Raw genomic sequence first — 26,239 nt, 5'->3', positions numbered from 1 at the left:
CGGTGAATGGAACATTCGGTCTTCGAGCCGTCGACGATCACGATATGGGCCCGGGATCCGCATGGCAACTTGTCTGATCGGCCCGGGTCTTACCCCTTTTGGAGAGGGACGCGGCACGGGGCCGGGCCACGATCCGCGTCACGGCGCACGCCCGGGACACGCCACGACAGTACCTGCCCCTACCTGTCCCGCTCCGCCGATCTTTCCGGCGCCAGCAGGCAGAACAGCAGAAGCGCGTCGAAGGGGATGCGGAACCTGACCTTGACGAAGAACGCGGTGTAGATCAGCCAGGCCGCGGCGAAGAGGGCGAGCGCAACGGCCATCGCCCGCCCCGGCCCATGCCGCCGGAGGTGCAGCACGACGGCGGTGTAGAGCGCGATCTCGACCACGGCGAAATAGCTGAAGAGGATCGCCTCGAACCCCGCCCCCAGCCCCGAGCGCATGTGGTCGACCGGGGCGATGAAGAGCACGGCCTTTGTCGCCAGGTTGCCCGCGAAGCCGACCGGATCGGCGGCAAGGTAGGCCCGGACCGCGGAGCCATAGTCGGGTGCACCCGACAGTCCGAGAGCTTGCCAGGCCACGTCGATCTCACCCACGCCGCGATGCGACAGCGGGTCGGGATTGTTGCCGAGAAACAGGTTGTAGGGCCCGTTGACCGAGAGCGTGGGCAGGATGTCCCCGGTCAGGCTCCAGGCCCAGATCGCCCAGGGGATGGTCAGCAGGTAGGCGGCCCCGGCGGCGCCCAGGTCGGACAAGGGCGCCCGGCGCAGCAGGACCAGCGCGGCAAAGGCCAGAGGGACAAGCACGATCAGCGTGGGGTTGATGGCGTAGCCCGCGCCGAGCAGCAGGGCCTTGCCCCACCATGGCATCGCGGACCGCAGGACCAGCCAGCCGAGCGTCGCGATCATCATGCCCTGCTGGCTGGCCGTGGACACCACCAGCGCCATGTAGGGCAGCATCAGGGCGAGGAGGGCGATCTGCCACCGGCTCTTGGGCAGAGCGGCGAGCGCGTAGAAGACCGGCAGCGTCAGGGCCAGGTTGAACAGGCGCACCGCCACCGGGCCAAGGTCGAGCGCGGGGTTAACCACCAGCAGCACGACGCTGAGCGGCGGCCAGAAGAAGTCGTAGGCGCCGGTCGCGCGCAGGTCCCTTGCAGCCCCCAGGCGCCACCATTCGTCGTCGGTGATCGGAAAGAAGACCGCCACCGCGACGAGGAAGATCACCATTGCCGCGAATTGCAAATGAACGGCCTGCGTCGACATGGGCGCATTCCACGGATCCTTGGGGGCGTTCCAGTCGCGGGCAATGTTCATGGCGTTTCCGGTTTCGTTTCGGACAGGCATTCAGGTGGTGTGGGCCGCCGTGGAAAAGGCTACCACCCGGTGCGCGGTAATGGGATTTGACCATTCGGAGTATCGGCGCCCGGTCGAGATGGCGGGTCACCACCGGTAGGTGCGTGCCGATACGCCGCAAATCGCGCCGCTGCGCCACCCCGCCCCACGCGCCCCACAGGACCCGGAACCGGGCCCGGAGGCAGCCTGTCGGGGGCCGTTTCACGCCGGGGCCTATACTTTTGGGTAGGGGCGGGCGGGCGCGTTGCACCCTTGGCCGATCCCGATGGCCGTTTGCCCGCCTTCCGCGAATCTCAGGGTCCGATAGCGTCTGATCCTGAATTTGACGAACGCATTGGCCCGCATTGGGGGACGTGATTTGCCCATCAAGAACTGCGATCTCGCCGACGACATTCGAATTCCCCAGCCCGATCTCGTCAACCTCTTCGGCTGCCGGGTCGGATCCCGCACGATGGTGGGTCCTTTCGTCGAAATCCAGGCCGGGTGCGAGGTCGGGGCGAAATGCAAGATATCGTCGCATTCCTTCCTCTGCGAAGGGGTCCGGATCGAGGACGAGGTCTTTGTCGGGCACGGCGTGATGTTCACCAACGACATGTTCCCGGCCAGCACGACCACCGACGGCACCCTGAAGGGGCCCGAAGACTGGACCTGCCTGCCCACGCTGGTGCGCAAGGGCGCGGCCCTCGGGTCGAACGCGACGATCCTCTGCGGGATCGTCATCGGCGTGCGGGCCCTCGTCGGGGCGGGGTCGGTGGTGACGCAGGACGTCCCGGACTACGCGATCGTCGCGGGCGTGCCTGCCCGGGTGATCGGCGACATCCGCAACCGCGAACCAGAACTCAGCAAGAGGGTGCTGTCATGATCCGGATCGGACTGGCCGGTTACGGCTACTGGGGCCCCAACCTGGCGCGGGCGGTGTCCGAGGCCGGGGAGACCGTGGTCGAGATGATTGCCGACCAGTCGGAAGCCGCACTGGAACGGGCGGGCACGCGCCACCCTTCCGCCCGGCTGACCCGGTCGATCCCCGAGATGATCGCCGATCCCAAGGTGGACGCGGTCATGATTGCGACGCCGGTGCACACGCATTTCGACCTGGCCATGGCGGCGATCCGTGCGGGCAAGCACGTCCTGGTCGAAAAGCCGATGGCCGAAACGCCGGACCGCGCCCGCCTGCTGGTGGACGCGGCCGACCGGCGGGGCGTCGTGCTTATGGTCGATCACACCTTCGTCTACACCGGCGCGGTCCAGAAGATCGCGTCGCTGATCCGCGAGGGGCGGATCGGTGATCTCTTCTATTACAACTCGACGCGCGTGAACCTCGGCATCTTCCAGCGCGATGTGAACGTCATCTGGGATCTCGCCGTGCATGACTTCGCGATCATGGATCACCTCTTCACCGCGCGGCCTGCCGCGATCTCGGCCAGCGCGGCGGGCTTCATCGACGGCAGTCCCGAGAACCTGGCGCACCTGACGATTTTCTTCGAGGACGGGGCGCAGGCGCATCTCAACGTGAACTGGCTGTCCCCGGTCAAGATCCGGCAGATCCTGATCGGCGGCAGCCGCCAGATGATCGTCTACGACGACATGCTGAACAGCGAGAAGGTGAAGATCTACGACCGCGGCGCGCAGGCCCCGACCACGCCCTATGCCGACATGGTGGCCTATCGCCTGGGCGACATGCACGCCCCGGCGCTGTCAACCAAGGAGGCGCTGCTGACCGAGGTCGAGGAATTCGCTCGCGCGATCACAGAGGGCGATGCGCCGATGACCGACGGCATCGGCGGGCTGCGGGTGGTCGAGATGCTGGCCGCGGCCAGCAAGTCCACGCAGATGCGTGGTTTCCCGGTGGACCTGATGACGCAGAGGGTGGCTTCGTGATCCCGTTTCTAGACCTCAAGGCCCAGTACAACGGCCTCGCCCCCGAGATCGAGGCGGCGGTCCTCGCGACCATGCGCGACTGCACCTTCATCCTGGGTGAGCCCGTGGCCGCGTTCGAACGCGGTTTCGCCCGGCTCTGCGGCAGCCGCCACGCCATCGCCGTCAGCTCGGGGACATCCGCGCTGCACCTCGCGCTTCTGGCCGAGGGCATCGGTCCGGGCGACGAGGTGATCACCACGCCGACGACCTTCGTCGCGACGGTGGCGGCGATCCTCTACGTCGGCGCCACGCCGGTGTTCGTCGACATCGACCCCGAGACGTGGAACCTTGATCCCGGGCGGATCGAGGCGGCAATAACGCCCCGGACGCGCGCCATCATGCCGGTGCACTTCCACGGGCGGTTGGCCGACATGACGGCGATCTGTGCCGTGGCAGAGGCCCATGGCCTTGTCGTGATCGAGGATGCCGCCCAGGCGGTCGGTGCCATGCGTGACGGGCGGGGTGCGGGGACATTCGGCCGTGCCGGATGCTTCAGCTTCTACCCGGGCAAGAATCTCGGCGCGGCGGGCGAGGGCGGCATGGTCGTGACCGACGACGACGACCTCGCCGACCTGGTGCGGAGCTATCGCGACTGGGGCCAGGTCGGGAAGCACAACCACGTCTTCCGGGGTCATAACTACCGGATGGACGCCATCCAGGGCGCGGTCTTAGGGGTCAAGCTGCCGCACGTGATGGCCTGGAACACGGCACGGCGTGCGGTGGCGAACTGCTACGGCGACAACCTCGCCCCGGTGATCCGGCGCGCGGCGGGGCCGTTCGGAACCGATCATTCGGCCCATGTCTACGCAGTCCGGGTGCCCGACCGCGCCCGCCTGCAGGCCGAGCTGACGGATGCCGGGATCGGGACGAACATCCATTATCCCAAGCCGGTGCACCTGCACCCGGCCTATGCCGACCTGGGCTATGGCCCCGGCGACCTGCCGCACGCCGAGGCCTACGCCCGCGAGACACTGTCGCTGCCGCTCTACCCGGAACTCGCCCCGCTCGACATCGAGAGGGTGATCGCCGCGATGAACACGATCTGCGACCAGCTCATACCTGCCTAGGACGAGGACATTGATCCATGACTGAGCCATCCATTTTGACCAACGCCCGCGTTCTGGTGACCGGCGGGGCGGGCTTTGTCGGGTCGCACATCATCGACGCGCTCCTGGGCGAGGGCTGTGCCGAGATCACGGCGATCGACAACATGGTGCGTGGCCGGCCCGCGAACCTGGCCGCGGCGCTGCGCGATCCGCGGGTCAAGATCATCGAGGGCGACATCCGCGATCATGCGCTGATGGAGCGGCTCGTCGCGCAGAGCGACGTGGTGTTCCACCAGGCCGCGCTGCGGATCACCCACTGCGCCGCCGAACCCGACCAGGCGATGGAGGTGATGGTCGATGCGACCTACGACCTCCTGATGCTCTGCGTGACGCACAAGGTGCGGCGGGTGGTGATGGCCTCTTCGGCGTCGATCTACGGCGACGCCGCGCATTTCCCGACGACCGAGGACGAGCCGCCCTATCCCAACCGGACGCTCTATGGCGCCGCCAAGAGCTTTGGCGAGGGCCTGCTGCGCAGCCTGAACGACATGTACGAACTGGACTATGTCGCGCTGCGATATTTCAACGTCTACGGCCCGCGGATGGACATCCATGGCAAGTACACCGAGGTGATGGTGCGCTGGATGGAACGGGTGGCCGCGGGCAAGCCGCCCCTGATCTTCGGCGACGGGGCGCAGACCATGGACCTCATCGACGTGCGGGACGTCGCGCGGGCGAACATCCTCGCCGCCAAGGCGCCGGTGTCGGACGCGGTCTACAACGTGGGCTCCCAGACCGAGACCTCGCTGAAGCAGCTGGCCCACATCATGACGCGCGAAATGGGGCGCCCCGACCTCGTGCCCGAACACGTCGAGGAGCGGTCGGTGAACCCGGTGACCCGGCGGATCGCCTCGGCCGTGGCGGCGCGCAGCGACCTTGGGTTCGCGGCCGCGATCCCGGTCGATGCGGGGCTGCGCGACCTCATTGCCTGGTGGCGTGAGGAAACCGGCCAGGTCGATGCACCTATGATGGCGGCCGGCGAATGATCCCGATCGCGAAACCGCTCCTCGGAGAGGAGGAGGCCGACGCCGCAAAGGCCGCGGTCCTGTCGGGCTGGGTCAGCCAGGGGCCGCAGGTCGCCGCCTTCGAGGAAGAGTTCGCGGCGCTCGTCGGGGCGCCGCACGCCTGCGCCGTATCGAACTGCACCACGGCGTTGCACCTCGCGCTGCTGGGGGTCGGAGTCGGCCCCGGGGACGAGGTCATCACCGTCAGCCATTCCTTCATCGCCGGGGCAAATGTCATCCGGCAATGCGGGGCCATGCCGGTCTTTGTCGATATCGAGGCGGGCGGCTTCAACATCGATGTCGGCGCGGTCGAGGCGGCGATCACCAGGCGGACGGCGGCCATCCTCTGCGTCCACCAGATCGGCATGCCCTGCGACATGGCGGGGCTGGCGTCGCTGGCGCGGCGCCATAGCATCCCTGTCGTCGAGGATGCGGCCTGCGCCATCGGGTCCGAGATCCGGATGAACGGGCGATGGCAGAAGGTCGGACAGCCGATCGGTGAGGTCGCCTGCTTCTCGTTTCATCCCCGCAAGGTCATCACCACCGGCGAAGGCGGCATGCTGACGACGGCAAGCGCCGAACTCGACGCCCGGTTCCGGCTCTGGCGGCAGCATGGAATGTCGGTGTCCGACCGGGAACGTCATTCGGCCTCGGCGGTGATCTTCGAGGATTACCCGGTGCAGGGCTACAATTACCGGATGACCGATATCCAGGCGGCCATCGGGCGCGCGCAGTTGAAACGTCTGCCCGGCATCGTCTGCGCGCGGCGCGAGATTGCCGCCGCCTATGCCGAGCGCATGGAAACGATTGATGGCGTGACGGCCCCCGCCGAACCCGACTGGGCCCGGTCGAACTGGCAGAGCTACGCTGTGACGCTGGGCCCCGACCTCGACCAGAGGGCCGTGATGCAGCGGATGTTGGGCCAGGGCATCGCCACCCGTCGCGGGATCATGTGCATGCACCTGGAAGGGGCCCGGGCCGACGTGCCGCTGCCGTTTCCGTTGACGCGATCCGAAGCGGCGCGGGACCATAGCGTGCTGCTGCCGCTCTACGCGCAGATGGCCATGGACGACGTCGATTGCGTGGTCGCGGCATTGCGCGATGCCGTCATCGAATGCCGCGGTGATGCGGTGCTGCGGTCGGCCTGAGCGGGCTCACTGACGGCGGTCGGGTGGCCCCGAAGTTGGTGTTTTCCACAGCTCGCAAAGATGCATCAAGAATAATTGTTATTTAATGCAGGCTGCGAATCGCATTTTAGAACCATTTTGGCGTTTATCTGCTGTTGTCGGCGTGGGTTTTCGGCTTCTACGCTCAATTTTCTCTATTGGAAATATTTAATCCCCCTAAAATCAGAGGGATATCGCTGCGGGCGATCTGCCGACATAAGCCGCAACCGATTTTCTCATGAGAATCACATTCCGGGTTTTGCACTAAAGGCGATAATATCTATCGGGTTTGCTTATCAACCATATCGAATATCGTCAAGCCGCCACACAACCTGTGATAGATCTCCTGCACCATTATGCGCTCGCCATGTGCAAATTATCCACAAAAGAGGGTTTCTCTGGTGGAAAGGCGGGGCGCCATCGCCTTTTCGTGCTATGGTCTTGGCGTTACTATCGACCTTTTGGGGACACTACGACCTACACCGCTGCCGGTTGATCGGCCGGTGCTCGTTTTTTCGAAGTACCAATTTTGAAGCTTTCCCCTCAGCGCGACCCAGTCCTGATATCCACACTTGGTGGCGGATGCCGGACGCTCTGAGTGGCCACCCGGTGCCCTGATTGGAATGCCAATCATAGTTCGAGGAGGTAGCAATGATGTCGGCAATTTATGACAAGTCAATTGTTCCTGTACGCGCACCCGAGACCAGAAGAAGTGACCGCGCAGACGAGTCCGTGCTTGGTAGCATCGTGATCATCGACGACAGGTCGCTCGAGCGCGAGTGCCTTCGTGAAATCATTTCAAATTCATATACACATGCAAGTTGCCACGCTTTTAATTCAATCGATGCCTGGCGGCGTGCCAGGATTTCCGATGACCAAGTAATTGTCTTCAATCTGAATCACCGTTCCATTTTCGATGATGATGCGCTGGCCCAGGTGCGGTCCCTCGTGGCCGACGCCGGTCAATCGCCCGTCATCACCATCTCTCAGGTGGACGAACCGACCGCGATCCTTGCCTCGCTGGATGCGGGCACGGCCGGTCACATCCCGTCCAGCGCCTCGATGGCGGACGTCATCGAAGCGGTCCGCGTCGTGTCCTCGGGCGGGATGTTCCTGCCGCGGGCGAACATCATGTCGGTCCTGAGAAGCGTGGTGAGCGAGAAGCCGGCGCGTCAGAGCGACGGCCTGGAGGAGCTCTTCACGGCGCGCCAGCTCGAGGTGGCCCGGGCCCTTCAGCGCGGGGCGGCGAACAAGACGATCGCCTACGAACTGAACCTGTGCGAGAGCACGGTGAAGGTTCACATCAGGAACATCATGCGCAAGCTGGGTGTCACGAACCGGACCCAGGCGGCCTATCGCCTGACCGAGCATATCCATCAGCACGACGGCCCCAGGATCTAGGGCCGTCGCGCCGACCTGTATCGGACCTATTCGCCGATGTAGGTCGGCCGGACCTTTTTCAGTTTCGGCGGGGAACGCGAAGGGGGGCAACCTCTCTTGCGTCACCTCGGTGATCCGGTAGGGCGCGAGCTGCCGTTCGAAATAGGTGATACAGCGCCCCAGCCCTTCCCGCAGCGCGACCTCGGGGCGCCAGCCAAGCAGTTCTTTTGCAACGCTGATGTCGGGCTTGCGCTGCGTGGGGTCGTCCTGCGGCGCTTCTTTCCACACGATCCTGGACGACGTGCCCGTCATGTCGATCACCAGCTCGGCCAGCTGCGCGATGGTGAACTCGGACGGGTTGCCGAGGTTGACGGGCCGGTACACGTCGCCCTCGGCCGCCATCAGCTTGAGGAATCCCGAAATCAGGTCGGTCGCGTAGCAGAACGACCGGGTCTGCAGGCCGTCTCCGTAGACCGTCACGGGCCGGCCAAGCAGGGCCTGGACGATGAAGTTCGACACCACCCGCCCGTCGTCCGGATGCATCCGGGGCCCGTAGGTGTTGAAGATGCGCGCCACCCGGATGTCGACGCCGTACTGCCGGTGATAGTCGAAGAACAGCGTCTCGGCGCAGCGCTTGCCCTCGTCGTAGCACGACCGCAGGCCGATCGGGTTCACGTTGCCCCAGTAGCTCTCGACCTGCGGGTGCACGGCTGGATCGCCATAGACCTCGCTGGTGGACGCCTGGAAGATGCGGGCCCCGGTGCGGCGCGCCAGGTCCAGCAAGTTCATCGCGCCAAGGACGTTGGTGCGGACGGTCTGGACCGGGTCGTTCTGGTAGTGCACGGGCGAGGCGGGGCAGGCGAGATTGTAGATCTCGTCGGATTCGATGTAGATCGGGACGGTCACGTCGTGGCGAATGACCTCGAATTTCGGATCGCCCATCAGGTGATGGATGTTTTCCCGGCAGCCGGTGTAGAAATTGTCGAGGCAGATGACCTCGTTCCCCATCTTGAGCAGGGTCTCGCAGAGGAATGAGCCGAGGAATCCGGCACCGCCCGCGACAAGGACTCTCTTTCTTCGAAACATTCCAACTCCTTTCATGCCCATGCGAGAATGGAGAGCGTCTCAGTAGGCGCCCTTGTGGAAGAAGACGGCAGGCACCGTCTTGATGAGGATGACCAGGTCGAACCAGAAACAGCGGTTGTCGATGTAGAACTCGTCGAGCTGCTGCTGCTGCTCGATGTCCGCTTCGCTGCGACTGGAAATCTGCCACAGGCCGGTGAGGCCGGGGGTGACGCTCCGCCGTTTCTCGCGGAAGTCGGCGGGCATCGCGTCGAGGTGGTAGTAGGGAAAGGGGCGCGGCCCGACGAGGCTCATCTCGCCGGTGATGACGTGGACGAGCTGCGGCATCTCGTCGAGGCTCGACACCCTGAGGAAGTTGCCGATCACCGGCAGGATGCGCGGGTCGTGCCTGAGCTTGTAGTGCTCCGACCATTCCCTGCGCGCCGCCGGGTCTTCCTCCAGCAGCTTCTGCAGCATCGCCTCGGCGTCGCAGTACATCGTCCGCAGCTTGAGCAGGTCGATGATCCGGCCGTCCCGCCCTTCACGCTTCTGGCGATAGAACACAGGGCCGGGATCGACCAGGTAGATGATGCCACCCGCCACGGCGATGATCGGCAGCAGCAGGATCGCGGCGGGGATGGCGATGGCGAGATCGGTGGCCCGCTTGAGCCATTCGAGCTGCTGACGCGTCCCCGGCCGGACAAGCCGAATGCCGACTTCTCCGCCCAGCCCGTGCGGCCTGAGGCCCGAGGCGCGTTGCGGCGGGACGTCGGCCAGGAGGATGACCTCACCATAGAACATCTGGAGCCGCTTCAGTTCCTCTTTCGACGGCAGTTCGTCACGGGCGAGCACGGCCACCGGCGACCTGGCCGCACCGGACGGAGCCGGGGCCAGGCCATGCTGCCAATGGGCGCGAAGGTAGTTTGCCAGCACCTCGCGGCGCTCGACCGGTGCGATGATGTCGGCCCGTATCGACCAGAGCCCGAACCGGGCCAGCAGCCGCTTGGTCGTGCCGCGAAACAGCGGCAGCAACAGGCAGGCCAGCAGTGTCCAGATCGCCGCCGGCAGGCCGACCTCGACATTGTCGAAAAGCGCCAGCGCCACCACCGCCGTTCCGATGCCCGCCATCGCGTTGGCCAGCACGCCCCGGCGCAGCAGCTCTTCGGCGTGGAGGAGCTGACCGGGATAGAGCCCGGCCAGTGCCCTGAGGGCGAGGGCCACGAGCGAGGTGAAGAAGATCAGCCGCGGCAGGCCGGGCGCGCCCGACGCCTCGTCGCTGAGGGCAACGGTGAGAATACCGACGACCACGAGGCCCAGCACATCCGCGGCGAACAGGCCGGCCGACGCGCCGGCCCGGCTGACCCGGGGCGGGGTCGGGGCCTTGGTCGGAACGCCCAAGGGGATGAACCCTTCGGCCGGGGTGTCGAGGCGCACCGGGCGGTCGAGCACTGTCGCGGCGGTGTCATAGCTCATTCCGCGGCCTCCCGTGCGACGTCGCCATGGGCGGGGAAGGAAGGCAGCGTGTAGGTCCGCATCCCGGCGCGTTGCAGGGAGCTGAGGACGATGTAATTGGGCACGGTGTGGGCATACCGCCGCCACAGCCGGCGCGGTTCCGTCGACAGGCGGAACAGCCACTCAAGCCCGCGCTGCTGCATCCAGCCCGGTGCCTGCGGCTTTAGGCCGGCGTGAAAATCGAACGCCGCACCGACACCGATCAGCATCGGGGCGTCCAGCCGGTCGCGCATCGCGCCCATCCACAGCTCCTGCTTCGGTGTGCCGAGGCCGACCCACACGATGTCGGGGCGGGCATCGTTGATGACGGTCGCGATGCCATCCTCTTCCTCTTCCGTCAGGGCGCGAAACGGGGGTGAGTAGGCGCCGACGATCTCGACCCCTGGGAACCGGTCCGAGAGCTTCTCCCGGAGCAAAGCGAGGACCTCGGGGGTCGAGCCGTAGAGGAAATGCCGCCTCCGTCCGTCGAGCCCGGCGGCCAGCACGTTCAGCATCAGGTCGGGGCCGTAGACCCGCCCGGGCATGTCGTGCCCGTCGCGCCGGATCGCCCAGACCATCGGCATCCCGTCGGCCACGGTCAGGAACGACCGGTTGTGCACCTCCTTCAGCGTCGCGTCGCGCTGGCAGGCGATCACGCCGTGCACGTCGCGCACGCAGATATAGCCGCGCCGGCCCGCCGACACGCAGGACAGGACCGCCTGCGTCGTCGCCTCGAGCGAGATCGCCGAAATTCGAACGCCCAGCACGTTGACCTGGGGGGCGCTGCCGCCAATCGCGGCAAGTTCGTCATTATCTTGCATTTTGGAAATCACGCCGGAGCTCCAGAAATGAAAACATCTTCCGGATCGAGCCTAGGTTTTCCCCGGCGCGCCGCGAATTGCCTATTCGAGCATTATTTGCCCCGGCGCCTCACCAATCTCGGCAAACGGGCCGATGTGACTGGTCGAAAGAGGAAGGTGGCGCCCCGGGGTCATCCGAAGGTGGACACCCTGCGCCGGTCGCGTGGCGGGCCTGAACCGGATGCGCCGGACGCTCGAACCGCGCCCGCGGCCCGGGCTAGGTCGCGGAGAGGACGGCCCGGCGCTGCAGGACAGCAGCCTCTCTCGTGCGGGTCATGATCCAGATCAGCGAAACGGTGACCAGCGTCCACTGGATGTCGGTCTGGCCCAGAAGGTTGCTCTCGGTCAGGTTGATGACGAGGATCTGCGCCACGATCACGTTTGGAAAAAGCCAATTCATGTCATTGGCTTGGCAATGCAGCCGGACACCATCTCGGATCGTCGGAACCAGGATGGCTGCCATGACGGCGAACCCGACCACCCCGACGCTGAGCAGGAGGTCGCGGTAGCCGTTGTGGGCATGGGGCGCGCGCCACTGGATCGCCCCCCAGATTTCCCAGGCCCCCGGGTTAGCCTCGGTCCAGAAGGCCTGGTACCCGTGCCCAAGAAGTGGGCGCATCGCGATCCGATCGTCCACCAGGCCCCAGAGCGGGACGCGCCCGGTCAGGGTCGGGTCCTTTCCAAGCGCTTCGAGCAGAAGCGGGAGGTACGAGCTCAGCCCGATCATCAGGAGGATGCCCAGTTCGATGGAAATCAACCCGAACATGAAACGGCTCAATCCATTTCGGGATTTGAGAAGTTCGTAAAAGCCGATGAAGGTCGCCGCAATGAAAACAGAGAACAGGCTGGTGACGGATTGCGATAGGACGAGGCAGGCCAGCGACAGGAGCAACGCGACGATACCGATCCGCCGAAACCCCTCGACCCGGATGTAGAGTGCCAGGCCCGAGACAACGACGCCCAGGGCCGAGATCCAGCCCAGCGAGTTCTTGTGCGTGAAGACGCCGCGCAGCGACCCCTCGTCCGGCATGAAGGCAACGTGCGGCGCCGCGCCCATCAACAGCAGGCTCAGCCCCATCAAGATGCCGATCATGATGGTGAAAATCCTCAGCAACTGGGTCGGCGTGGTCCTGATGGCGATCGCGTAGGCAAAGAGCAGCGACAGCAGGAGAGCCACCGCCCGCCGCAGCGACAGCGCGGGTGAGATCGACCACATCACCGACAGCAGCGGCAGCAGGTAGAAGACCAGCAGCGGGACGCTGCGGCGAACGGCGATCAGGAACTGGGCCGAGGATCCGAGGACGAGCGTGATCGCGACGAGGTAGATCGGCAGCGACAGCATCCGCAGGCGCGCCTCGGCCGCGGCATCCAGAAACCCGGTTCCGCCCGAGAACAACATGGGAAAGATGGCGCCGGACTGGATGGTGAGCGCCAGCCCGATGGCCACGAGTTCGACCGTCCGGCCGTCGATGGCGAATGCGTGGTGCGCAATGCGAACTTTGGGCACTGACGTGGTCCTTGTCCCTGCGTCCTGTCGCACTTAGCGCGTCGGCCACCGGGCGGAAATTCACCTTATGGCCGAACCGGCTGTGCTTTCGGATGAGCGGCGAGGCCTGTTGGTCAGTTGCTGGCCGCTTTTTGCCGCTGCTACGTTCGGCCTGATCCCGATTGCCGCCTCCCGGCCCCGGCCCGCCACGAAAAAGGTCGACATGACATGACAGGACGAGCCTTCTTCGCATGCCTTCTCAGTCTTGGCGCCTGGTTCGCCGTCATGGCCCCGGCCGCGGCCGAGACCTCGGTGCAGAGCGGGGACACGGTTTCCATCCAGATCACCGAAGCGCCCGAGATGGACCGGGTGAGCGTCGTCGATCCCGACGGTCGTGTCGTGCTGGCAGGGCTTGGCGGGATCGTGATCGCCGGTCACGGGCCGGAGGCCATCGCGCGCATCATCTCGGCCGCCTTGCGGGAGGCGAACCTGATCCGGTCGCCCACGGTCTTTGTCGATGTCACGGAATGGCGCCCGGTCTATGCCGATGGCCGGGTCCGGCGGCCGGGGTCCTACGAGTACTCGCACGGGTTCACCGTGCGCCAGCTGATCATCGCGGCCGGCGGTCTGGACTTGGCGCTGCCCTCGGGATCGGGCGGCGGGCTGTCCCCGAACGAGCTTCTGGCCGAGCGCAAGGCGGTCGCCTACAGGCTGTTCCAGGCCGAGGTGCTGATCGCCGGTCTGCAGGAGGACCTCGGGCTGGCCGATGCGGCCACAGCATTTGACCGGACCGCGATGTCGCAGCTGACGGACCAGGAAGCCGACGACGTGATCCGACTTGATGCGGCCCTGCGCGCCGGGGCACGCAGGAAGTTCGAGGAAGAGAAGAGCCACCTGCGAAAGGCGGGCGAACTGCTCGACTTCGAACTGACGCTTCTGGAACAGCGTTCGGTGCTGCAGCAGGAGGAGCAGGCGCGCCAGGACAAGGAGATGGCCACCGCACGGGAACTGCGGGAAAGGGGCCTGGTTCCGGCCTCGCGGATCACCGACCTGGCCCGCGAAAACGCCACCCTGTCGAGCGGCATCCTCGAAACGCGGTCCTTCGCCGCGCGGGCCCGGCAGGAACGGGCGGCCAACGATCACAAGGTGCTGGTCGCCGAGACAGAGCGCGACATCGCCCTTCGCACGGCCCTGTCCAACGCGTTGGCATCGCGCGCGAACCTGAAGGCCCAGCTTGAGGTCATCGAGCTTCGCATCGTCCAGTCGGCCGAGGCCAGCGAAGAGGCGCAGCAGCCCACGCAGCCGGTCACCTCGGTCACGATCCATCGGATGGTCGACGGCGCCAGCCGGTCGATCCCGGCGTCGATGGCATCCCTGGTCGAACCGGGCGACGTCATCGAGGTGGCGTTCCTGGCGTCCCCGAAAAGCTAGGCATTGCCTAAATCGACAACAGCCTCGACCGGCCAGAGGGAGCGGGAAGAACATCTTGAAAGTCATGCTCCTCGCCTCTGAACCGCTTGACCATGCGATCGCCTGTGCCAACGGTCTGGCGCCCCACGCCGACGTGGTGATGGTCAGCCCCGAACGGCTCTATGCCGATGTCCGGCGCTGGATCGATCCCCGTATCGACCTGCGCCTGGTCGACTGGCCGCGCGTCCGCTCGCCGCGCAATGCCGGGTTCCTGTGGTCGCTGTCGCGCCTCATCGCCGCCGAACGGCCCGACGTCGTGCATGTCCTCAGCAACACCACCGTCTGGCTGAACGCGCTTCCCGCCCTGGTGGGGCGACGGCCGCTGGTCGTCACCGTCCATGACGTCGAGGTTCACCCCGGCGACCGCGAAACCGCGCGTCTGCCCGGCTGGACGTCGCGATGGATGGCGCGGCAGGCCGATCACGTCGTCGTCCACGGCGAGACGCTGAGCCGCAAGGCCCACGAGATGCTCAGGATCGAACGGGAACGAATCCACGTGCTGCCGCATCCCACCATCGATCGGTATGCCGCGCTCGCGCGCGCCGAGGGCATGCGACGGGCAGGGGCCGGGAACAGGCTCACCATCCTGATGTTTGGCCGCCTGTTCGCCTACAAGGGGCTGTCCGACCTCGTGAAGGCCGAGGCCATTCTGGGGCGCGGGCTGAAGGACTTCAGGCTCGTCATCGCCGGGCGCGGGGACAACCCGTACGACCTGTCGGCCGAGATGGGCGACGCCACGCGCTACGAGATCCACAACCGCTTCATCTACGACATCGAGGTCGCCCGCCTGTTCACCGAGGCCGACGTCGTCGTCCTGCCCTACACCGAGGCGTCGCAGAGCGGCGTCCTCCACCTGGCGTCCGCTTTCGGCACGCCGGTTGTCGCCACGGATGTCGGCGAGATCGGTGCCACGGTGACAGAGCACGAGCTTGGTATCGTCGTGCCCCCCTCGGACCCCGCGTCCCTCGCATCCGCGATTGCGGATTTGGCCCGGGACCCGGAACGGCGGGCACGGTTCGCGGACAACAGCCTTGCCTGGGCCCGGGGACCAGCGGCGCCCGAGGCCGTCGGCGCGATGACCGTCGACATGTACCGCCACATCCTTCGAACGGATGAAGGACACCTTCGAAAGGTTGAGGCCATGCCCGGCCAGTCAAATTGAATTTTCCGATTGATGCTTGAGACTTCTGGTCGCCAACCCCCGCTGGATCGCCTGATGACATTGACCATGAAACCGTCGCCCGCGCTGCCGAGCGTTCGCCACTACCTTCCCGGCGGCAGGGAACAGGGCGGCGGCATAGGCCGTCTTGTCGGGTACATCGTCGATGCCCAGCCCGGCACCAGCCGACACGAGATCCAGGACACGCGCGGTCCGGAATGGAATGCGCTGTCCTCGGGCGGCAAGATGGCGTCCGCGATGGCGACCCTGGCCCGCGACAGGGCCCGCACGCCCGACATGATCCACCACATCCACGTCGCGGGACGCGGCAGCACCGCGCGAAAGCTGATCCTGACCTCGGCCGCCCGGCACATGGGGGCGCGGCACGTCCTTCACCTGCATGACTACGACTACAGGGCCGATTACCTGGCCAGGCCCGGGTGGCAGCAGGCGGCGGTCCGGGCGATGTTCCAGGGGGCCGACAAGGTGATCGTCCTCGGCGCAGGCGACAGGGACCTCGTGCGCGACCTCCTGCGCGTGCCGCCCGAGCGGATCGCCATCGCCTACAACTGCGTGCCCGATCCGGGGCCGCGACCGGCGCGGCCCGGCGGGGATGCCCCGGTGCACATCCTCTTTCTCGGCCAGCTCGGCCCACGCAAGGGCACGCCCGAACTTCTCTCGGCCCTCGCGCACCCGGGCATGGCCGGGCGATCGTGGCGGGCGACCATCGCGGGCAACGGCCCGGTGGCGGACTATCGCGAGATGGCCGTGACGCTGGGCCTGGGCGACCGGGTCTACATGCCCGGCTGGGTGTCCGAGGCCGAGGTTCGTTCGCTGTGCCAAGCCGCTGATATCCTCGTGCTGCCGTCCCATGCCGAGGGGTTTGCGATGGCGGTCCTCGAGGGTCTGTCGCACGGGCTTGCCGTGATCACGACGCGGGTCGGGGCGCACGAGGACCTTCTGCGGCACGACGACACCTGCGTATTTGTCCCGGTCGGCGAACCTGCCGCCCTCGCGTCCGCCATGGCCGGCTTGATCGACCATCCCGCGCATCGCCAGCGCATCGGCGCGGCGGGGCGGGACCTCTTCCTCTCCCGTCTCGACATCCGGAGCTACGCCACCCGCCTGGCGGACATCTATGCCGGCCTCGGCAGCCCCGCCCTCGTGCCGGAGGGTGCGGCATGAACGTCAATCGGGGACCCCACGGCTTTGGACCCGCGTCGACGAATGCCAAGTCACCGCCCGAGCTGGCGCCGCTCGACGAGCTCGAGATCGACGTCGGCGTCTTCACGCGTCTGCTGCGCCGCAGGTACCTTGCCATCCTCGCCCTGGCCGGCCTGATGACATTGGCCGCCCTGCCGTCGATCCTGTCTTTGAAGAGCATGTTTTCGGCGTCGACGCAGATCATGATCCTGCCCCCGGCGGAACAGTCCCTCCTCGGCACCGAGCACGAGGTCAGCCTGTCGCAGGAAGTGCAGCGCATCGCGTCGCGGGAAAACCTCGACGTGGTGATCGATCGCCTCGGCCTCTCGGACGTGCCCGAGTTCAATCCCGCGCACCGGGAACCAAGCTGGCTGGCCCGGCAGTTCCCGACCTTGCGGCGCGTCGACATGCCCGGAGAGGCCGGCAGCAACCGCGACGCCGTGGTCGAGTCGGTCAGCGCCGCCCGTGCGGTCTACCAGGTGGCGGGGACGCCGGTCGTCGAGGTGCGGTTCAGTTCCGAGGATCCGGCGCTTGCCGCCGCGGGGGCGAACACGACCATCGAGGTGTACCGCGAACATCGGAACGCGAAGTTCCAGGAGCGGATGAAAAGCGCGTTGAGCTGGCTGACCGACCGCCGTGCGGCAAGTGCCGCGCTCTACGAACAGGCGCAGCAAGAGGCGGACACGTTCCAGGCGACGCACGAGGTGTCGACGGCCGGCGGGCCCGATGCGGCTTCGGTGATCCTGACCTCGCTCACCGAACAGCAGACCGATCTCCAGGCGCGCAGATCATCCGTGCTCGAGGCGCTGGCGGCCGTCGCGACCGAGGAGCCTTCGGAACTGGGCGGCCGGAGCCCCGAGGCGACGGAGCTCCAGGGGCTGCGCCGCCAGTTCGAGACCAAGAGGAACCGGTTGAACGAGCTGACCGCCACCTACGGCAGCGAATACCCTGCCGTCGTGACGCTTTCGAACGAGGTCGAGAGCCTGCGGGACGAGATCAACAGCCGGATCGCGGTCCGCGAAGAGGCGCTGACCCTCCGGCTCGAGGCGCTCGATCGCGAGATGGAGCGCCTCGACCTGCGCGTGGACGAGGCCAAGGGCAAGGCGGCCGACGAAAGCTCCAAGGTCGCCGAACTGACCACCTTGCAGGACCGCGCCGGGGAACTGATGGACGAGGTCAAGGGCCTCGACGAGCAGATCGACATGCTGTCGGCCAGCATGTCGGCCAATGCGGTGGAGGTTGAGACGCTGGTCCCGGCCACCGTGCCGCGCTGGCCCATCACGCGTGGCAAGCGGTTCTACCTGATGATGACCTTCGCCGTGTGCCTCGCGGGGGCGGTGACGATCGTGGGGCTCTGGGACCTGATCAATGACCGCGTGCGCACCGTGCAGCAGATCAAAACGGCGGGGTCGCTCCTGCAGGTCGGCATGGTGCCGGTTGCCCGCCGCCGCACGCTCAAGTCCCTGCACCAGATCATTCGCAACGGCACCGACAGCTTCTTTGCGGACGAGGTCAGGAATGCCTTGCGCGCGATGGAGGCAGACGCGGATGGCCCGATCCGCAGCCTGATGGTGACCTCGGCAGGGCGCGGAGAAGGGGCATCGACGCTGTCGCGGGCCCTCGCCCTCACGCTTGAGGCCGACGGGCGCAAGACGTTCATCGTGCAGTGCGACGCCGGGGCCAAGGCGCGTCAGTTCGGCATCGGCCTGCGCGGCAGCGATCATGCCCGGGTTGGGGCATACAAACCTGTGGCAAAGCTCGCGCCGGACACCGGCCTCAGCTACATCATGTGCGACCGGCCCGGCACCGGGTTCTTCCCGAACGACGACGAAACCCTTGCGATCAAGCGCTACGCCGAACTTGCGGGGGCCGTCGTGATCTTCGACGCGCCGGCCGTGCTCGCGCGGTCGTCAGGGCGGCTTCCGTCCGGACTGGGCGATCGCACGCTGCTGGTGATGCGCTGGAACAGCGTGCCGCGAAAGACCGCCGACATGGTGGTGGCTCGGCTCGACAGCTCCGATGGCGAACGCCTCTTCGTCATCATGAACGCGGTGAACTACCGCAAACATGCCCTCTACGGCGTGCCTGATGCCGCGTCCTTCCGGGCGCTGGCGCCGCTGTCGACGACCTGAGCGGCGCGCAGCGGGTGCCACATCCGACCCGGCGATGCACCGAAGCTGGTCCCGTGAGGGATGGCAGTGGACGAAGGGGGCAGATTGATCCGCCTGCCTTTCAAGGCACCGTCAGGACGCGCCGACGGATGACCGGGCTGTCGTCCGTCGGCGCGGCGCCAGCTGCCGCAGGCTGCGACGGGCGCGCCGCAGCAGGTTCGGTTCTCCGGGATCGCCCAGGCTCTGCAGCGCCAGCGCGACCGGGCCGGGCGCATTCTGTCGGCCCAGCCGGGCCAGCGCCTCGGCATGGTCGAAATGATCCTCTATCCGCAAACGACCCGGAAGGCCGCGCACCGCGAGCACGTCGTTCGTGACCCGCACCGTTTCTTCCCAATGCGTGATGCGACGCGCCAGAGCCTCTGCGTCGACGTCGCTGCGATACCAGGTGTTCTGGTGGATGCGATAGGCGCCGAGCGCCTCGGGGAGGGCGGTGACCCGCGTCAGGAACGGCAGGACGCCGGTGATCCATGCATCGGCCGAGATCCGGAACTGCCGCGGGATGTCGCCGGCCTCGTCCCAGAGCGTCCGGCGCAGGCTGAGCGATGAAGTCATCGGAAAGGGCCAGCGCCCGCCGCTCGAAAGCAGCAGAGGCCCGAGGTCGCCGGCGCAGAGCGAGCGCGGGATCGCGGCGAAGGCATGTGTGCCGTCCGAGTGGACGGGCTGCAGACGGTGATAGACGAGGCCCGCGTCAGGCGACCGGCGGAACGCATCGACCACCGCCGCAAGCTTGCCGGGCATCCACCAGTCGTCCGCGTCGAGAAAGGCCATCAGGGGTGCTCGCGCCACCGCCACACCGGCGTTCATCGCTGCGGCCTGACCGCCGTTCGGCTGGATCACCGCGCGCACCCGGTCGCCGTAGCCTTCTAGGACATCGACCGAGTTGTCGGAGGAACCGTCGTCGACCACGATCACCTCGTTGCGCACCCCGTCCTGGTCGAGCGCGGAGTCGATGGCCTGCCCGAGGAAGCGGCCATAGTTGTAGTTGTTGATGAGCACGCTGATCTCGGGCCGGTCCGTCATGCGTCGACACCCTTGGACCCTGACCGCTGCAGGTGCGGGCAAGCCTCGCCGCGACGGCGGACCATGATCTTCGTCGGCTTGAGACGGTGTTTTTCCATGACGTGCCGCGCTCCTCTCGGCCTGCGTCTCAGGAGGATCGGCCATGGCCGGCCTTCGGGGAACTGCACCGTTCGGCCATGATCGCGCGTGGACATGCCACTTTCGGCGGGGCCGTCCCGAAGGTGACCACCGGACGGCTGATCCCGCGCACCAAGGTTCGAGCCGCGGGTGGCCGTTTCCGCACCCACGTGCGGGATTACCTTTTCGCATGATCCGCCGGCGGTGCTGGCAAGCCGGTCCACCATGTGTCGGAAGATACCTCCGAAAGCGGTAGCAGGGCGCCGCCCCGCCTCCGCCATCCGGATCACGCGGCGCGGATACCGCGCCGCGGCATGGCCTGAAACGAACACAGCCACACCTGTTTCCCGGTCGCAGCGCCTTGGAACACGCTGCCGCTCGGTCGCCAGGCGCCCTCTCCACGGCTCCACGGCCCTCCGGACGTCTAACCGAGCGCCCTAGCCGAATTGATGAATTCCGGCGTCAGGGGTCCGCGGATAATCTCGAACGGCAGGAATGCTTGGCGATTGATCTGGGTCGTCCGACCCGAGAACGGAGGCGCGGCGATTGGGGTCTGTCCGGAAGAGCATCCTTGCCTCGGTTGTTGAAAAGTACCTGAGCCAGGCGATCGGGGTGCTGACACTGGCGGTCATGTCCCGGCTGCTGACACCCGCCGAGGTCGGCCTCTACCTCCTGGCGAACATGGTCATTCTGCTGTCCGACAACCTGCGCGCCTTTGGTGTCGGCATCTTCATCGTCCAGGAGAGGGTTCTGACATTGAGCGTCCTGCGGTCCGTCTTCACCATCAGTGCGCTCATGTCGATGGCCGTGGCGCTCCTCATCTTGGCGGCCGGAGACGCGATGGCCCGATACTTCGGGCAACCCGAACTGGACCGCCTGTTGCGGCTGAGCGTGATCGGCTTCCTGGCGGCCCCGGTCAGCATCCCGATCCTCGCCGTGCTGCAGCGCGAGCTTGAGTTCGTCACCCTCGCCCTGATCAACGTCGTCGCCGCCATCGCTGGCGCCGGGGTGACCATCGCACTCGGCTTGATGGGGCACGGGCCCGACAGCTATGTCTGGGGCTTCATCGTGACGACCGGCTGCATCGCCCTCATGGCGGTGGTCGCGCGGCCGAACCTTTCGGCCTACGTGCCGTCGCTTACGGGGGCGGGCCGGATCCTGTCGTTCGGCGCGATCTCGTCGTCCGTTACGCTCCTGAACATGGCGTTCGAATTCCTGCCGCGCTTTGCCCTTGCCCGCACCATCGGGGTGGAGGCGGTCGGAACCTACGGCCGCACCCTGACGATCTGCCAGTTGCCCGACCGGGCCCTGGTCTCGGGCGTGCAGCCGGTGGTGCTGCCCTCGATGGCCGCGCAGGTGCGCGAGGACGGTGACATCCGGTCAAGCTACCTGCGCGGGTTCGAGCTGATGTCGGCGCTGCAATGGCCGACGCTGCTGATCCTGGCGTTGCTGGCGGACCCCATCGTCGACCTGCTGCTGGGGCCGCAATGGGGCGAGGTGCCGTCGCTCGTGCGCATGATCGCGATTGCCATGATGGCCTCGGCGCCGGCCTTCATGACCTTTCCCGTCCTGGTCAGCGTCGGCCGGGTCCGCGACACGCTGACCAGCAGCCTGATCTCGCTCCCGCCCTCGGCCCTCGTGCTGATCGCCGCGTCCACGATCAGCCTGCAGGCCATGGCGGCCAGCATGCTGCTGATCCTGCCGTTCCAGATGGCCGTGGCGCTGGTCTATGTCCGCCGGGCCATCGGGTTCCGGTGGCGCGCCTTCGCATCCGCCGTACGGTCGAGCGCCATGGTCACCGCCGGGGCCGCGGTCGGCCCGGTGGCGATCGTTTTGCTGTCCCCGAACGGCCTGCACCTCGGCCTGCTGGAAACCGGCCTGGCCCTCGCGGCGGGGGTGGTCGGCTGGGTCACGGCCGTCATGGTCCTGCATCACCCGATCCGGGCAGAGCTTCTGGCCGCCTGGCGGATGATCGTCGACCGCCAGCGCCGCCCGGCCCTGTCCCCAGAGAATAGGTAGAAAGATGACCAAACGCGCATTGATCACCGGCGTGACAGGACAGGACGGATCGTACCTGGCCGAGTTCCTGCTTCAGAAGGGCTACGAGGTGCACGGCATCAAGCGGCGGGCGTCCTCGTTCAACACGCAGCGGATCGACCACATCTACCAGGACCCGCATGCCACCAACCAGCGCTTTGCGCTGCACTACGGCGACCTCACCGACACGTCGAACCTGACGCGCATCCTGTCCGAGGTTCGCCCGGACGAGATCTACAACCTCGGCGCCCAGTCCCATGTCGCGGTCAGCTTCGAAGAGCCCGAGCATACGTCGGACGTGGATGCGCTCGGCGCGCTGCGCCTGCTCGAGGCGACGCGCTTCCTCGGCATGGAAAAGACGACGCGCTTCTACCAGGCCTCCACCTCCGAACTCTACGGGCTGGTGCAGAGCGTGCCGCAGACCGAAACGACGCCGTTCCACCCGCGCAGCCCCTATGCGGTGGCCAAGCTCTATGCCTACTGGATCACGGTGAACTACCGCGAGGCCTACGGGATGTATGCCTGCAACGGCATCCTCTTCAACCACGAGTCCCCGCGCCGGGGCGAGACCTTTGTCACCCGCAAGATCACCCGCGCCATCGCCAACATCTCGCAGGGGCTGGAAAGCTGTCTCTACATGGGCAACATCGGCGCGCTGCGCGACTGGGGCCACGCGAAGGACTATGTCCGCATGCAGTGGCTGATGCTCCAGCAGGAGCGGCCCGACGACTTCGTCATCGCCACCGGAAAGCAGTACTCGGTGCGGGAGTTCATCACCTGGGCGGCGCACGAGGCGGGGATCGACATCGTGTTCCGGGGCGAGGGGCTGGACGAGGTCGGCATCGTCGCGGCCGTCGATCCGGATCGCGCGCCGCATGTCGCGACCGGCGACATCGTCGTGCGGATCGACCCCAAGTATTTCCGCCCGGCCGAGGTCGAGACGTTGCTCGGCGATCCCTCCAAGGCCAAGGTGCGGCTTGGATGGGAGCCCGAGATCACCGCGCGCGAGATGTGCGCCGAGATGGTGGCGGCGGACCTCAAGATCGCGCGGCGGCACGCCTTCCTCAAGGAAGGCGGCCACGACATCCCGATATCGCTGGAGCACGTGTCATGACGACGAAGATCTTTGTCGCGGGACATCGGGGGATGGTGGGCAGCGCAATCCTGCGGCTGCTCGAGGCACGGATCGCGCGCGGTGAGGACCTGTCGCTCCTCACCCGCGGGCACGAAGAGCTGGACCTTTCCAACCAGGTGGCGGTCCGCAGCTTCATGCGCGCACAGAAGCCCGATCTGGTGATCCTGGCGGCCGCCAAGGTCGGCGGCATCCTCGCCAACGACACCTATCCGGCCGAATTCATCTACGAGAACCTGATCATCCAGGCCAACGTGATCCACCAGTCGCACGCGGCGGGGATCGACCGGCTGCTCCTGCTCGGGTCGTCCTGCATCTATCCCAGGCTGGCGGTTCAGCCGATCCGGGAAAGCGAGCTGCTGACCGGCGATCTGGAGCCGACCAACGAGCCCTACGCCATCGCCAAGATCGCCGGGATCAAGATGTGCGAAAGCTACAACCGCCAATACGGCCGCGACTACCGGTCGGTGATGCCGGCGAACCTCTACGGGCCGGGTGACAACTTCCATCCCGAGAATTCGCATGTCCTGCCGTCCCTGATGCAGCGCTTCGACGAGGCGCGAAAGACCAGCGCGCCCGAGGTCGTCGTCTGGGGCACCGGCACGCCGCGCCGCGAATTCCTGCATGTCGAGGACCTGGCCGATGCCTGCCTCTTCGTGCTGGGCCTCGACCGGGACGCCTATGCCGAGAACGTCGAGCCGATGCTGAGCCACGTGAACGTCGGCACCGGCGAAGACGTGTCGATCCGCCAATTGGCCGAGATGATCGCCGAGGTCGTCGGCTTCACCGGCCGGATCGTGTTTGACGAGTCCAAGCCCGACGGCACCCCGCGCAAGCTGCTGGATGTCAGCCGGCTGGCGCGGATGGGCTGGTCGGCGCGCATTCCGCTGCGGACCGGGGTCCGCGAGACCTACCAGTGGTTCCTGTCGCAGGAACCGGCCAAGCTTCGACGTGCCTGATCGAGGGAGGTGGACATGATCACGCCAGTGCTGCTCTGCGGGGGGACGGGCACGCGCCTGTGGCCCTTGTCGCGCAAGAGCTATCCGAAACAGTTCGTTCCGCTGACAGCGGACGAGACGCTGTTCCAGGCTTCGGCCGGGCGCTTCGCGGGTGAGGGTTTCGGCCCGCCGGTCGTCGTCACGAACGTCGATTTCCGGTTCATCGTGAAGGAACAGCTGGCGGAACTGGGCATCGAACCCGCCGCCATCCTGCTCGAACCCGAGGGCAGGAACACCGGCCCCGCGGTGCTGGCCGCCGCGCTCTACCTGCAGGGCAGGGACACGGACGGCATCATGCTTGTCGCGCCGTCCGATCACGTGGTCCCGAACGTCCCGGCGTTTCACGCGGCGGTCCGCGCCGCGCTTCCCGGCGCGCGGGACGGGGCGCTGGTGACCTTCGGCGTCACGCCGACACATGCCGAAACCGGATATGGCTACCTCGAACTGGGCGAGATGCCGGCCCCCGGACGCGCCCGCCCGCTCGCGCTCAGCCGCTTCACCGAGAAGCCCGCCGCGGCCGAGGCCGAGCGCATGGTCGACGACGGGACGTACCTGTGGAACTCGGGCATGGTGCTGGCCTCGGCCAGGGGGATGGTGAATGCCTTCCGGACCCACGCACCCGACCTGATGGGGCCGGTGGTGGCGGGGCTCGACCGGGTGAAGGCCGACCTGGGGTTCCTGCGGCTCGATCCGGCCGCGTGGCGCGAGGCGCCGACCATCTCTCTTGACTACGCGGTGCTGGAAAAGGCGGCCAACGTGAAGGTGGTGCCCTTCGCCGACCGCTGGTCCGACCTCGGTGCCTGGGACGCGGTCTGGCGCGAGGCGCCGCGCGATGCCGATGGCGTCGCGACCCGGGGCCCTGCCACGGCGATCGACTGCGAAGACACCCTCCTGCGGTCCGAGGACGACAGGCTCGAGATCGTGGGGCTGGGCCTCAAGGGCGTGATCGCGGTGGCGATGCCGGATGCCGTCCTGGTCGCCGACGCCTCGCGCGCGCAGGAGGTTGACAAGGCCGTCGCCCGCCTGAAGGCCCGCAAGGTCGCCCAGGCCGAGACCTTTCCCAAGGACCACCGCCCCTGGGGCTGGTTCGAGAGCCTGGTGATCGGCGACCGGTTCCAGGTCAAGCGCATCCATGTCCACCCCGGGGCCGCGCTGTCGCTGCAATCGCACCACCACCGGGCCGAACACTGGATCGTCGTCAGCGGCACGGCCAAGGTCACCGTGGACGACATGGTCAAGCTGGTGTCCGAGAACGAGTCGGTCTTTATCCCGCTGGGGGCGGTCCACCGGATGGAGAACCCCGGAAAGGTGCCGATGGTGCTGATCGAGGTGCAGACCGGCGCCTACCTGGGCGAGGATGACATCGTCCGCTACGAAGACGTCTACGCCCGGGCCTGAACACGTGTTCAGGCGGGCGGCATCGGCCGTGCCGGGTTGCCCGCCACGACGCTCTCCGCCGCCACGTCCCGCGTCACGTTCGCGGCCATGCCGATCAGCGCGCCCGGGCCCACGGTGATCCCGTTCCGGATCGAACTGGCGCTGCCGATGTAGCAGCTGTCCCCGACCGTGCAGCCGCCCGCGATGGTCACGTTGGCGCCGATAAGGGTGAAGTCCCCGATCCGGGTGTCGTGCTGGATGACCGTGTTCGGCAGCACCACGACATGATCGCCCAGCGTTGCCCCGGCAGTGACCACCACGCCCGGGTAGAGGATCGCGCCGGTGCCGACAGACGCGCGGGCCGAGACATGGGCGGAGGGGTGGATGAAGGTCGCAAATCGGTCGCGGGGCAGGTGCAGGCTCGAAAGCAGTTCGGCCCGCCGCCGGAACGATTTTTCCGACCCGATGGTGAAGAGGAACCGGGCGTCCGGATGATCGCCGACCGTCGACAGCGGCGCGACGGGGATGCCGTGAAAGGTGTGGCCGGCCAGCGCCGGGTTGTCGTCGAGGACCGCGACCACGTCATGGGTGCTTGCCACGTCCTCGAGGATCTCGGACGCGTTACCTGAGCAACCGATGATGACGAGGCGTTGCATGATCCTTGGCCGCCGGTCCGCTGGTTCAGGGCATTAGGCGGTCTGGCGGCCCCGGTTGCAAGGCCTGCCTGCACG

General features: G+C 66.8%; 20 protein-coding genes and 1 pseudogene. 14 read left to right on the top strand and 7 right to left on the bottom strand.

From position 1 onward, the window contains the following. Nucleotides 1-179 precede the first annotated feature (179 nt). Nucleotides 180-1,313 (bottom strand): hypothetical protein, encoded by a 1,134-nt coding sequence (locus tag ACE2AC_RS10630; RefSeq protein WP_375686967.1) that lies wholly within the window; start codon nucleotides 1,311-1,313, stop codon nucleotides 180-182. Between the two features lie 397 nt (nucleotides 1,314-1,710). On the opposite strand from ACE2AC_RS10630, the gene ACE2AC_RS10625 reads away from it, so the two are divergent. The 6 genes from ACE2AC_RS10625 to ACE2AC_RS10600 all read left to right on the top strand — a co-directional run bounded on the left by ACE2AC_RS10625 (nucleotide 1,711) and on the right by ACE2AC_RS10600 (nucleotide 7,946). Next, the gene (locus ACE2AC_RS10625) at nucleotides 1,711-2,214 is read left to right on the top strand and encodes an acyltransferase (protein ID WP_375686966.1); all 504 of its coding nucleotides are present in this window, start codon (nucleotides 1,711-1,713) and stop codon (nucleotides 2,212-2,214) included. Beyond that, nucleotides 2,211-3,230 carry a Gfo/Idh/MocA family protein gene (locus tag ACE2AC_RS10620; RefSeq protein ID WP_375686965.1) on the top strand — a complete coding sequence of 340 codons (1,020 nt, stop codon included), beginning with the start codon at nucleotides 2,211-2,213 and terminating at the stop codon, nucleotides 3,228-3,230. The genes ACE2AC_RS10625 and ACE2AC_RS10620 overlap by 4 nt, the downstream gene beginning before the upstream one ends. Further along, nucleotides 3,227-4,336, top strand: a complete 1,110-nt coding sequence (locus tag ACE2AC_RS10615; protein WP_375686964.1) for a DegT/DnrJ/EryC1/StrS family aminotransferase — start codon at nucleotides 3,227-3,229, stop codon at nucleotides 4,334-4,336. Before ACE2AC_RS10620 ends, ACE2AC_RS10615 begins: the two co-directional genes overlap by 4 nt. Nucleotides 4,337-4,353: 17 nt before the next feature. Continuing rightward, a complete protein-coding gene (locus ACE2AC_RS10610; protein WP_375686963.1) occupies nucleotides 4,354-5,361 on the top strand; it encodes an SDR family NAD(P)-dependent oxidoreductase in 1,008 nt (335 codons plus the stop codon). After that, nucleotides 5,358-6,527 carry a DegT/DnrJ/EryC1/StrS family aminotransferase gene (locus ACE2AC_RS10605; RefSeq protein WP_375686962.1) on the top strand — a complete coding sequence of 390 codons (1,170 nt, stop codon included), beginning with the start codon at nucleotides 5,358-5,360 and terminating at the stop codon, nucleotides 6,525-6,527. Before ACE2AC_RS10610 ends, ACE2AC_RS10605 begins: the two co-directional genes overlap by 4 nt. A gap of 669 nt (nucleotides 6,528-7,196) precedes the next feature. Further along, nucleotides 7,197-7,946 carry a LuxR C-terminal-related transcriptional regulator gene (locus ACE2AC_RS10600; protein ID WP_375692094.1) on the top strand — a complete coding sequence of 250 codons (750 nt, stop codon included), beginning with the start codon at nucleotides 7,197-7,199 and terminating at the stop codon, nucleotides 7,944-7,946. Between the two features lie 123 nt (nucleotides 7,947-8,069). Here the strand turns inward: ACE2AC_RS10600 and ACE2AC_RS10595 are convergent. The 4 genes and pseudogenes from ACE2AC_RS10595 to ACE2AC_RS10580 form a co-directional block, all read right to left on the bottom strand. Next, nucleotides 8,070-9,011, bottom strand: a pseudogene (locus ACE2AC_RS10595) (UDP-glucuronic acid decarboxylase family protein); the annotation flags it as partial. A 39-nt stretch (nucleotides 9,012-9,050) separates the two neighbouring features. Further along, nucleotides 9,051-10,460, bottom strand: a complete 1,410-nt coding sequence (locus tag ACE2AC_RS10590; protein WP_375686961.1) for a sugar transferase — start codon at nucleotides 10,458-10,460, stop codon at nucleotides 9,051-9,053. Then, nucleotides 10,457-11,299, bottom strand: coding sequence for a WecB/TagA/CpsF family glycosyltransferase (locus ACE2AC_RS10585; RefSeq protein ID WP_375686960.1), 843 nt, complete (start codon nucleotides 11,297-11,299; stop codon nucleotides 10,457-10,459). The genes ACE2AC_RS10590 and ACE2AC_RS10585 overlap by 4 nt, the downstream gene beginning before the upstream one ends. Before the next feature lie 256 nt (nucleotides 11,300-11,555). After that, entirely contained in the window at nucleotides 11,556-12,845 is a 1,290-nt protein-coding gene (locus tag ACE2AC_RS10580; protein ID WP_375686959.1) for an O-antigen ligase family protein, read from the bottom strand. A 207-nt stretch (nucleotides 12,846-13,052) separates the two neighbouring features. Between ACE2AC_RS10580 and ACE2AC_RS10575 the strand changes: the two genes are divergently transcribed. From ACE2AC_RS10575 to ACE2AC_RS10560, 4 genes are all read left to right on the top strand, one after another. Next, nucleotides 13,053-14,255, top strand: a complete 1,203-nt coding sequence (locus tag ACE2AC_RS10575) for a polysaccharide biosynthesis/export family protein (protein ID WP_375686958.1) — start codon at nucleotides 13,053-13,055, stop codon at nucleotides 14,253-14,255. Nucleotides 14,256-14,319: 64 nt separating this feature from the next. Continuing rightward, a complete protein-coding gene (locus tag ACE2AC_RS10570) occupies nucleotides 14,320-15,456 on the top strand; it encodes a glycosyltransferase family 4 protein (RefSeq protein ID WP_375686957.1) in 1,137 nt (378 codons plus the stop codon). A gap of 66 nt (nucleotides 15,457-15,522) precedes the next feature. Further along, on the top strand, nucleotides 15,523-16,638 hold the full coding sequence (locus tag ACE2AC_RS10565; RefSeq protein WP_375686956.1) for a glycosyltransferase family 4 protein: 1,116 nt from the start codon (nucleotides 15,523-15,525) through the stop codon (nucleotides 16,636-16,638). Then, a complete protein-coding gene (locus tag ACE2AC_RS10560; protein ID WP_375686955.1) occupies nucleotides 16,635-18,788 on the top strand; it encodes a GumC family protein in 2,154 nt (717 codons plus the stop codon). The genes ACE2AC_RS10565 and ACE2AC_RS10560 overlap by 4 nt, the downstream gene beginning before the upstream one ends. A 111-nt stretch (nucleotides 18,789-18,899) precedes the next feature. Here the strand turns inward: ACE2AC_RS10560 and ACE2AC_RS10555 are convergent, their stop codons facing one another. Beyond that, complete coding sequence (locus ACE2AC_RS10555) at nucleotides 18,900-19,847, bottom strand: glycosyltransferase family 2 protein (RefSeq protein WP_375686954.1); 948 nt, start codon at nucleotides 19,845-19,847, stop codon at nucleotides 18,900-18,902. Between the two features lie 663 nt (nucleotides 19,848-20,510). Between ACE2AC_RS10555 and ACE2AC_RS10550 the strand changes: the two genes are divergently transcribed. From ACE2AC_RS10550 to ACE2AC_RS10535, 4 genes are read left to right on the top strand one after another with little or no spacing between them, the layout of a single operon-like run. Continuing rightward, nucleotides 20,511-21,983, top strand: a complete 1,473-nt coding sequence (locus ACE2AC_RS10550; RefSeq protein WP_375686953.1) for an oligosaccharide flippase family protein — start codon at nucleotides 20,511-20,513, stop codon at nucleotides 21,981-21,983. 4 nt (nucleotides 21,984-21,987) lie between these two features. Continuing rightward, nucleotides 21,988-23,115 (top strand): GDP-mannose 4,6-dehydratase, encoded by a 1,128-nt coding sequence (gmd, locus tag ACE2AC_RS10545; protein ID WP_375692050.1) that lies wholly within the window; start codon nucleotides 21,988-21,990, stop codon nucleotides 23,113-23,115. Continuing rightward, on the top strand, nucleotides 23,112-24,092 hold the full coding sequence (locus ACE2AC_RS10540) for a GDP-L-fucose synthase family protein (protein ID WP_375692049.1): 981 nt from the start codon (nucleotides 23,112-23,114) through the stop codon (nucleotides 24,090-24,092). The genes gmd and ACE2AC_RS10540 overlap by 4 nt, the downstream gene beginning before the upstream one ends. Before the next feature lie 15 nt (nucleotides 24,093-24,107). Then, nucleotides 24,108-25,529: a mannose-1-phosphate guanylyltransferase/mannose-6-phosphate isomerase gene (locus ACE2AC_RS10535; RefSeq protein ID WP_375692048.1), complete on the top strand. Its 1,422-nt coding sequence runs from the start codon at nucleotides 24,108-24,110 to the stop codon at nucleotides 25,527-25,529. 8 nt (nucleotides 25,530-25,537) lie between these two features. Here ACE2AC_RS10535 and ACE2AC_RS10530 read toward each other — a convergent pair whose 3' ends face one another. Continuing rightward, complete coding sequence (locus ACE2AC_RS10530) at nucleotides 25,538-26,164, bottom strand: acetyltransferase (RefSeq protein WP_375692047.1); 627 nt, start codon at nucleotides 26,162-26,164, stop codon at nucleotides 25,538-25,540. Nucleotides 26,165-26,239: the final 75 nt, after the last annotated feature.

The sequence above is a fragment of the Pseudooceanicola sp. LIPI14-2-Ac024 genome (assembly GCF_042188925.1).
Taxonomy (GTDB): Bacteria; Pseudomonadota; Alphaproteobacteria; order Rhodobacterales; family Rhodobacteraceae; genus Pseudooceanicola.
This window is presented reverse-complemented; position numbering and strand designations above follow the sequence as displayed.

Excerpts from the sequence above, each read along its gene's own strand:
- ACE2AC_RS10630 (WP_375686967.1), bottom strand. The coding sequence starts at position 1,313 with ATGAACATTGCCCGCGACTGGAACGCCCCCAAGGATCCGTGGAATGCG.
- ACE2AC_RS10620 (WP_375686965.1), top strand. The coding sequence starts at position 2,211 with ATGATCCGGATCGGACTGGCCGGTTACGGCTACTGGGGCCCCAACCTG.
- ACE2AC_RS10610 (WP_375686963.1), top strand. The coding sequence starts at position 4,354 with ATGACTGAGCCATCCATTTTGACCAACGCCCGCGTTCTGGTGACCGGC.
- ACE2AC_RS10605 (WP_375686962.1), top strand. The coding sequence starts at position 5,358 with ATGATCCCGATCGCGAAACCGCTCCTCGGAGAGGAGGAGGCCGACGCC.
- ACE2AC_RS10600 (WP_375692094.1), top strand. The coding sequence starts at position 7,197 with ATGATGTCGGCAATTTATGACAAGTCAATTGTTCCTGTACGCGCACCC.
- ACE2AC_RS10590 (WP_375686961.1), bottom strand. The coding sequence starts at position 10,460 with ATGAGCTATGACACCGCCGCGACAGTGCTCGACCGCCCGGTGCGCCTC.
- ACE2AC_RS10585 (WP_375686960.1), bottom strand. The coding sequence starts at position 11,299 with ATGCAAGATAATGACGAACTTGCCGCGATTGGCGGCAGCGCCCCCCAG.
- ACE2AC_RS10575 (WP_375686958.1), top strand. The coding sequence starts at position 13,053 with ATGACAGGACGAGCCTTCTTCGCATGCCTTCTCAGTCTTGGCGCCTGG.
- ACE2AC_RS10570 (WP_375686957.1), top strand. The coding sequence starts at position 14,320 with ATGCTCCTCGCCTCTGAACCGCTTGACCATGCGATCGCCTGTGCCAAC.
- ACE2AC_RS10565 (WP_375686956.1), top strand. The coding sequence starts at position 15,523 with ATGAAACCGTCGCCCGCGCTGCCGAGCGTTCGCCACTACCTTCCCGGC.
- ACE2AC_RS10560 (WP_375686955.1), top strand. The coding sequence starts at position 16,635 with ATGAACGTCAATCGGGGACCCCACGGCTTTGGACCCGCGTCGACGAAT.
- ACE2AC_RS10555 (WP_375686954.1), bottom strand. The coding sequence starts at position 19,847 with ATGACGGACCGGCCCGAGATCAGCGTGCTCATCAACAACTACAACTAT.
- gmd (WP_375692050.1), top strand. The coding sequence starts at position 21,988 with ATGACCAAACGCGCATTGATCACCGGCGTGACAGGACAGGACGGATCG.
- ACE2AC_RS10540 (WP_375692049.1), top strand. The coding sequence starts at position 23,112 with ATGACGACGAAGATCTTTGTCGCGGGACATCGGGGGATGGTGGGCAGC.
- ACE2AC_RS10535 (WP_375692048.1), top strand. The coding sequence starts at position 24,108 with ATGATCACGCCAGTGCTGCTCTGCGGGGGGACGGGCACGCGCCTGTGG.
- ACE2AC_RS10530 (WP_375692047.1), bottom strand. The coding sequence starts at position 26,164 with ATGCAACGCCTCGTCATCATCGGTTGCTCAGGTAACGCGTCCGAGATC.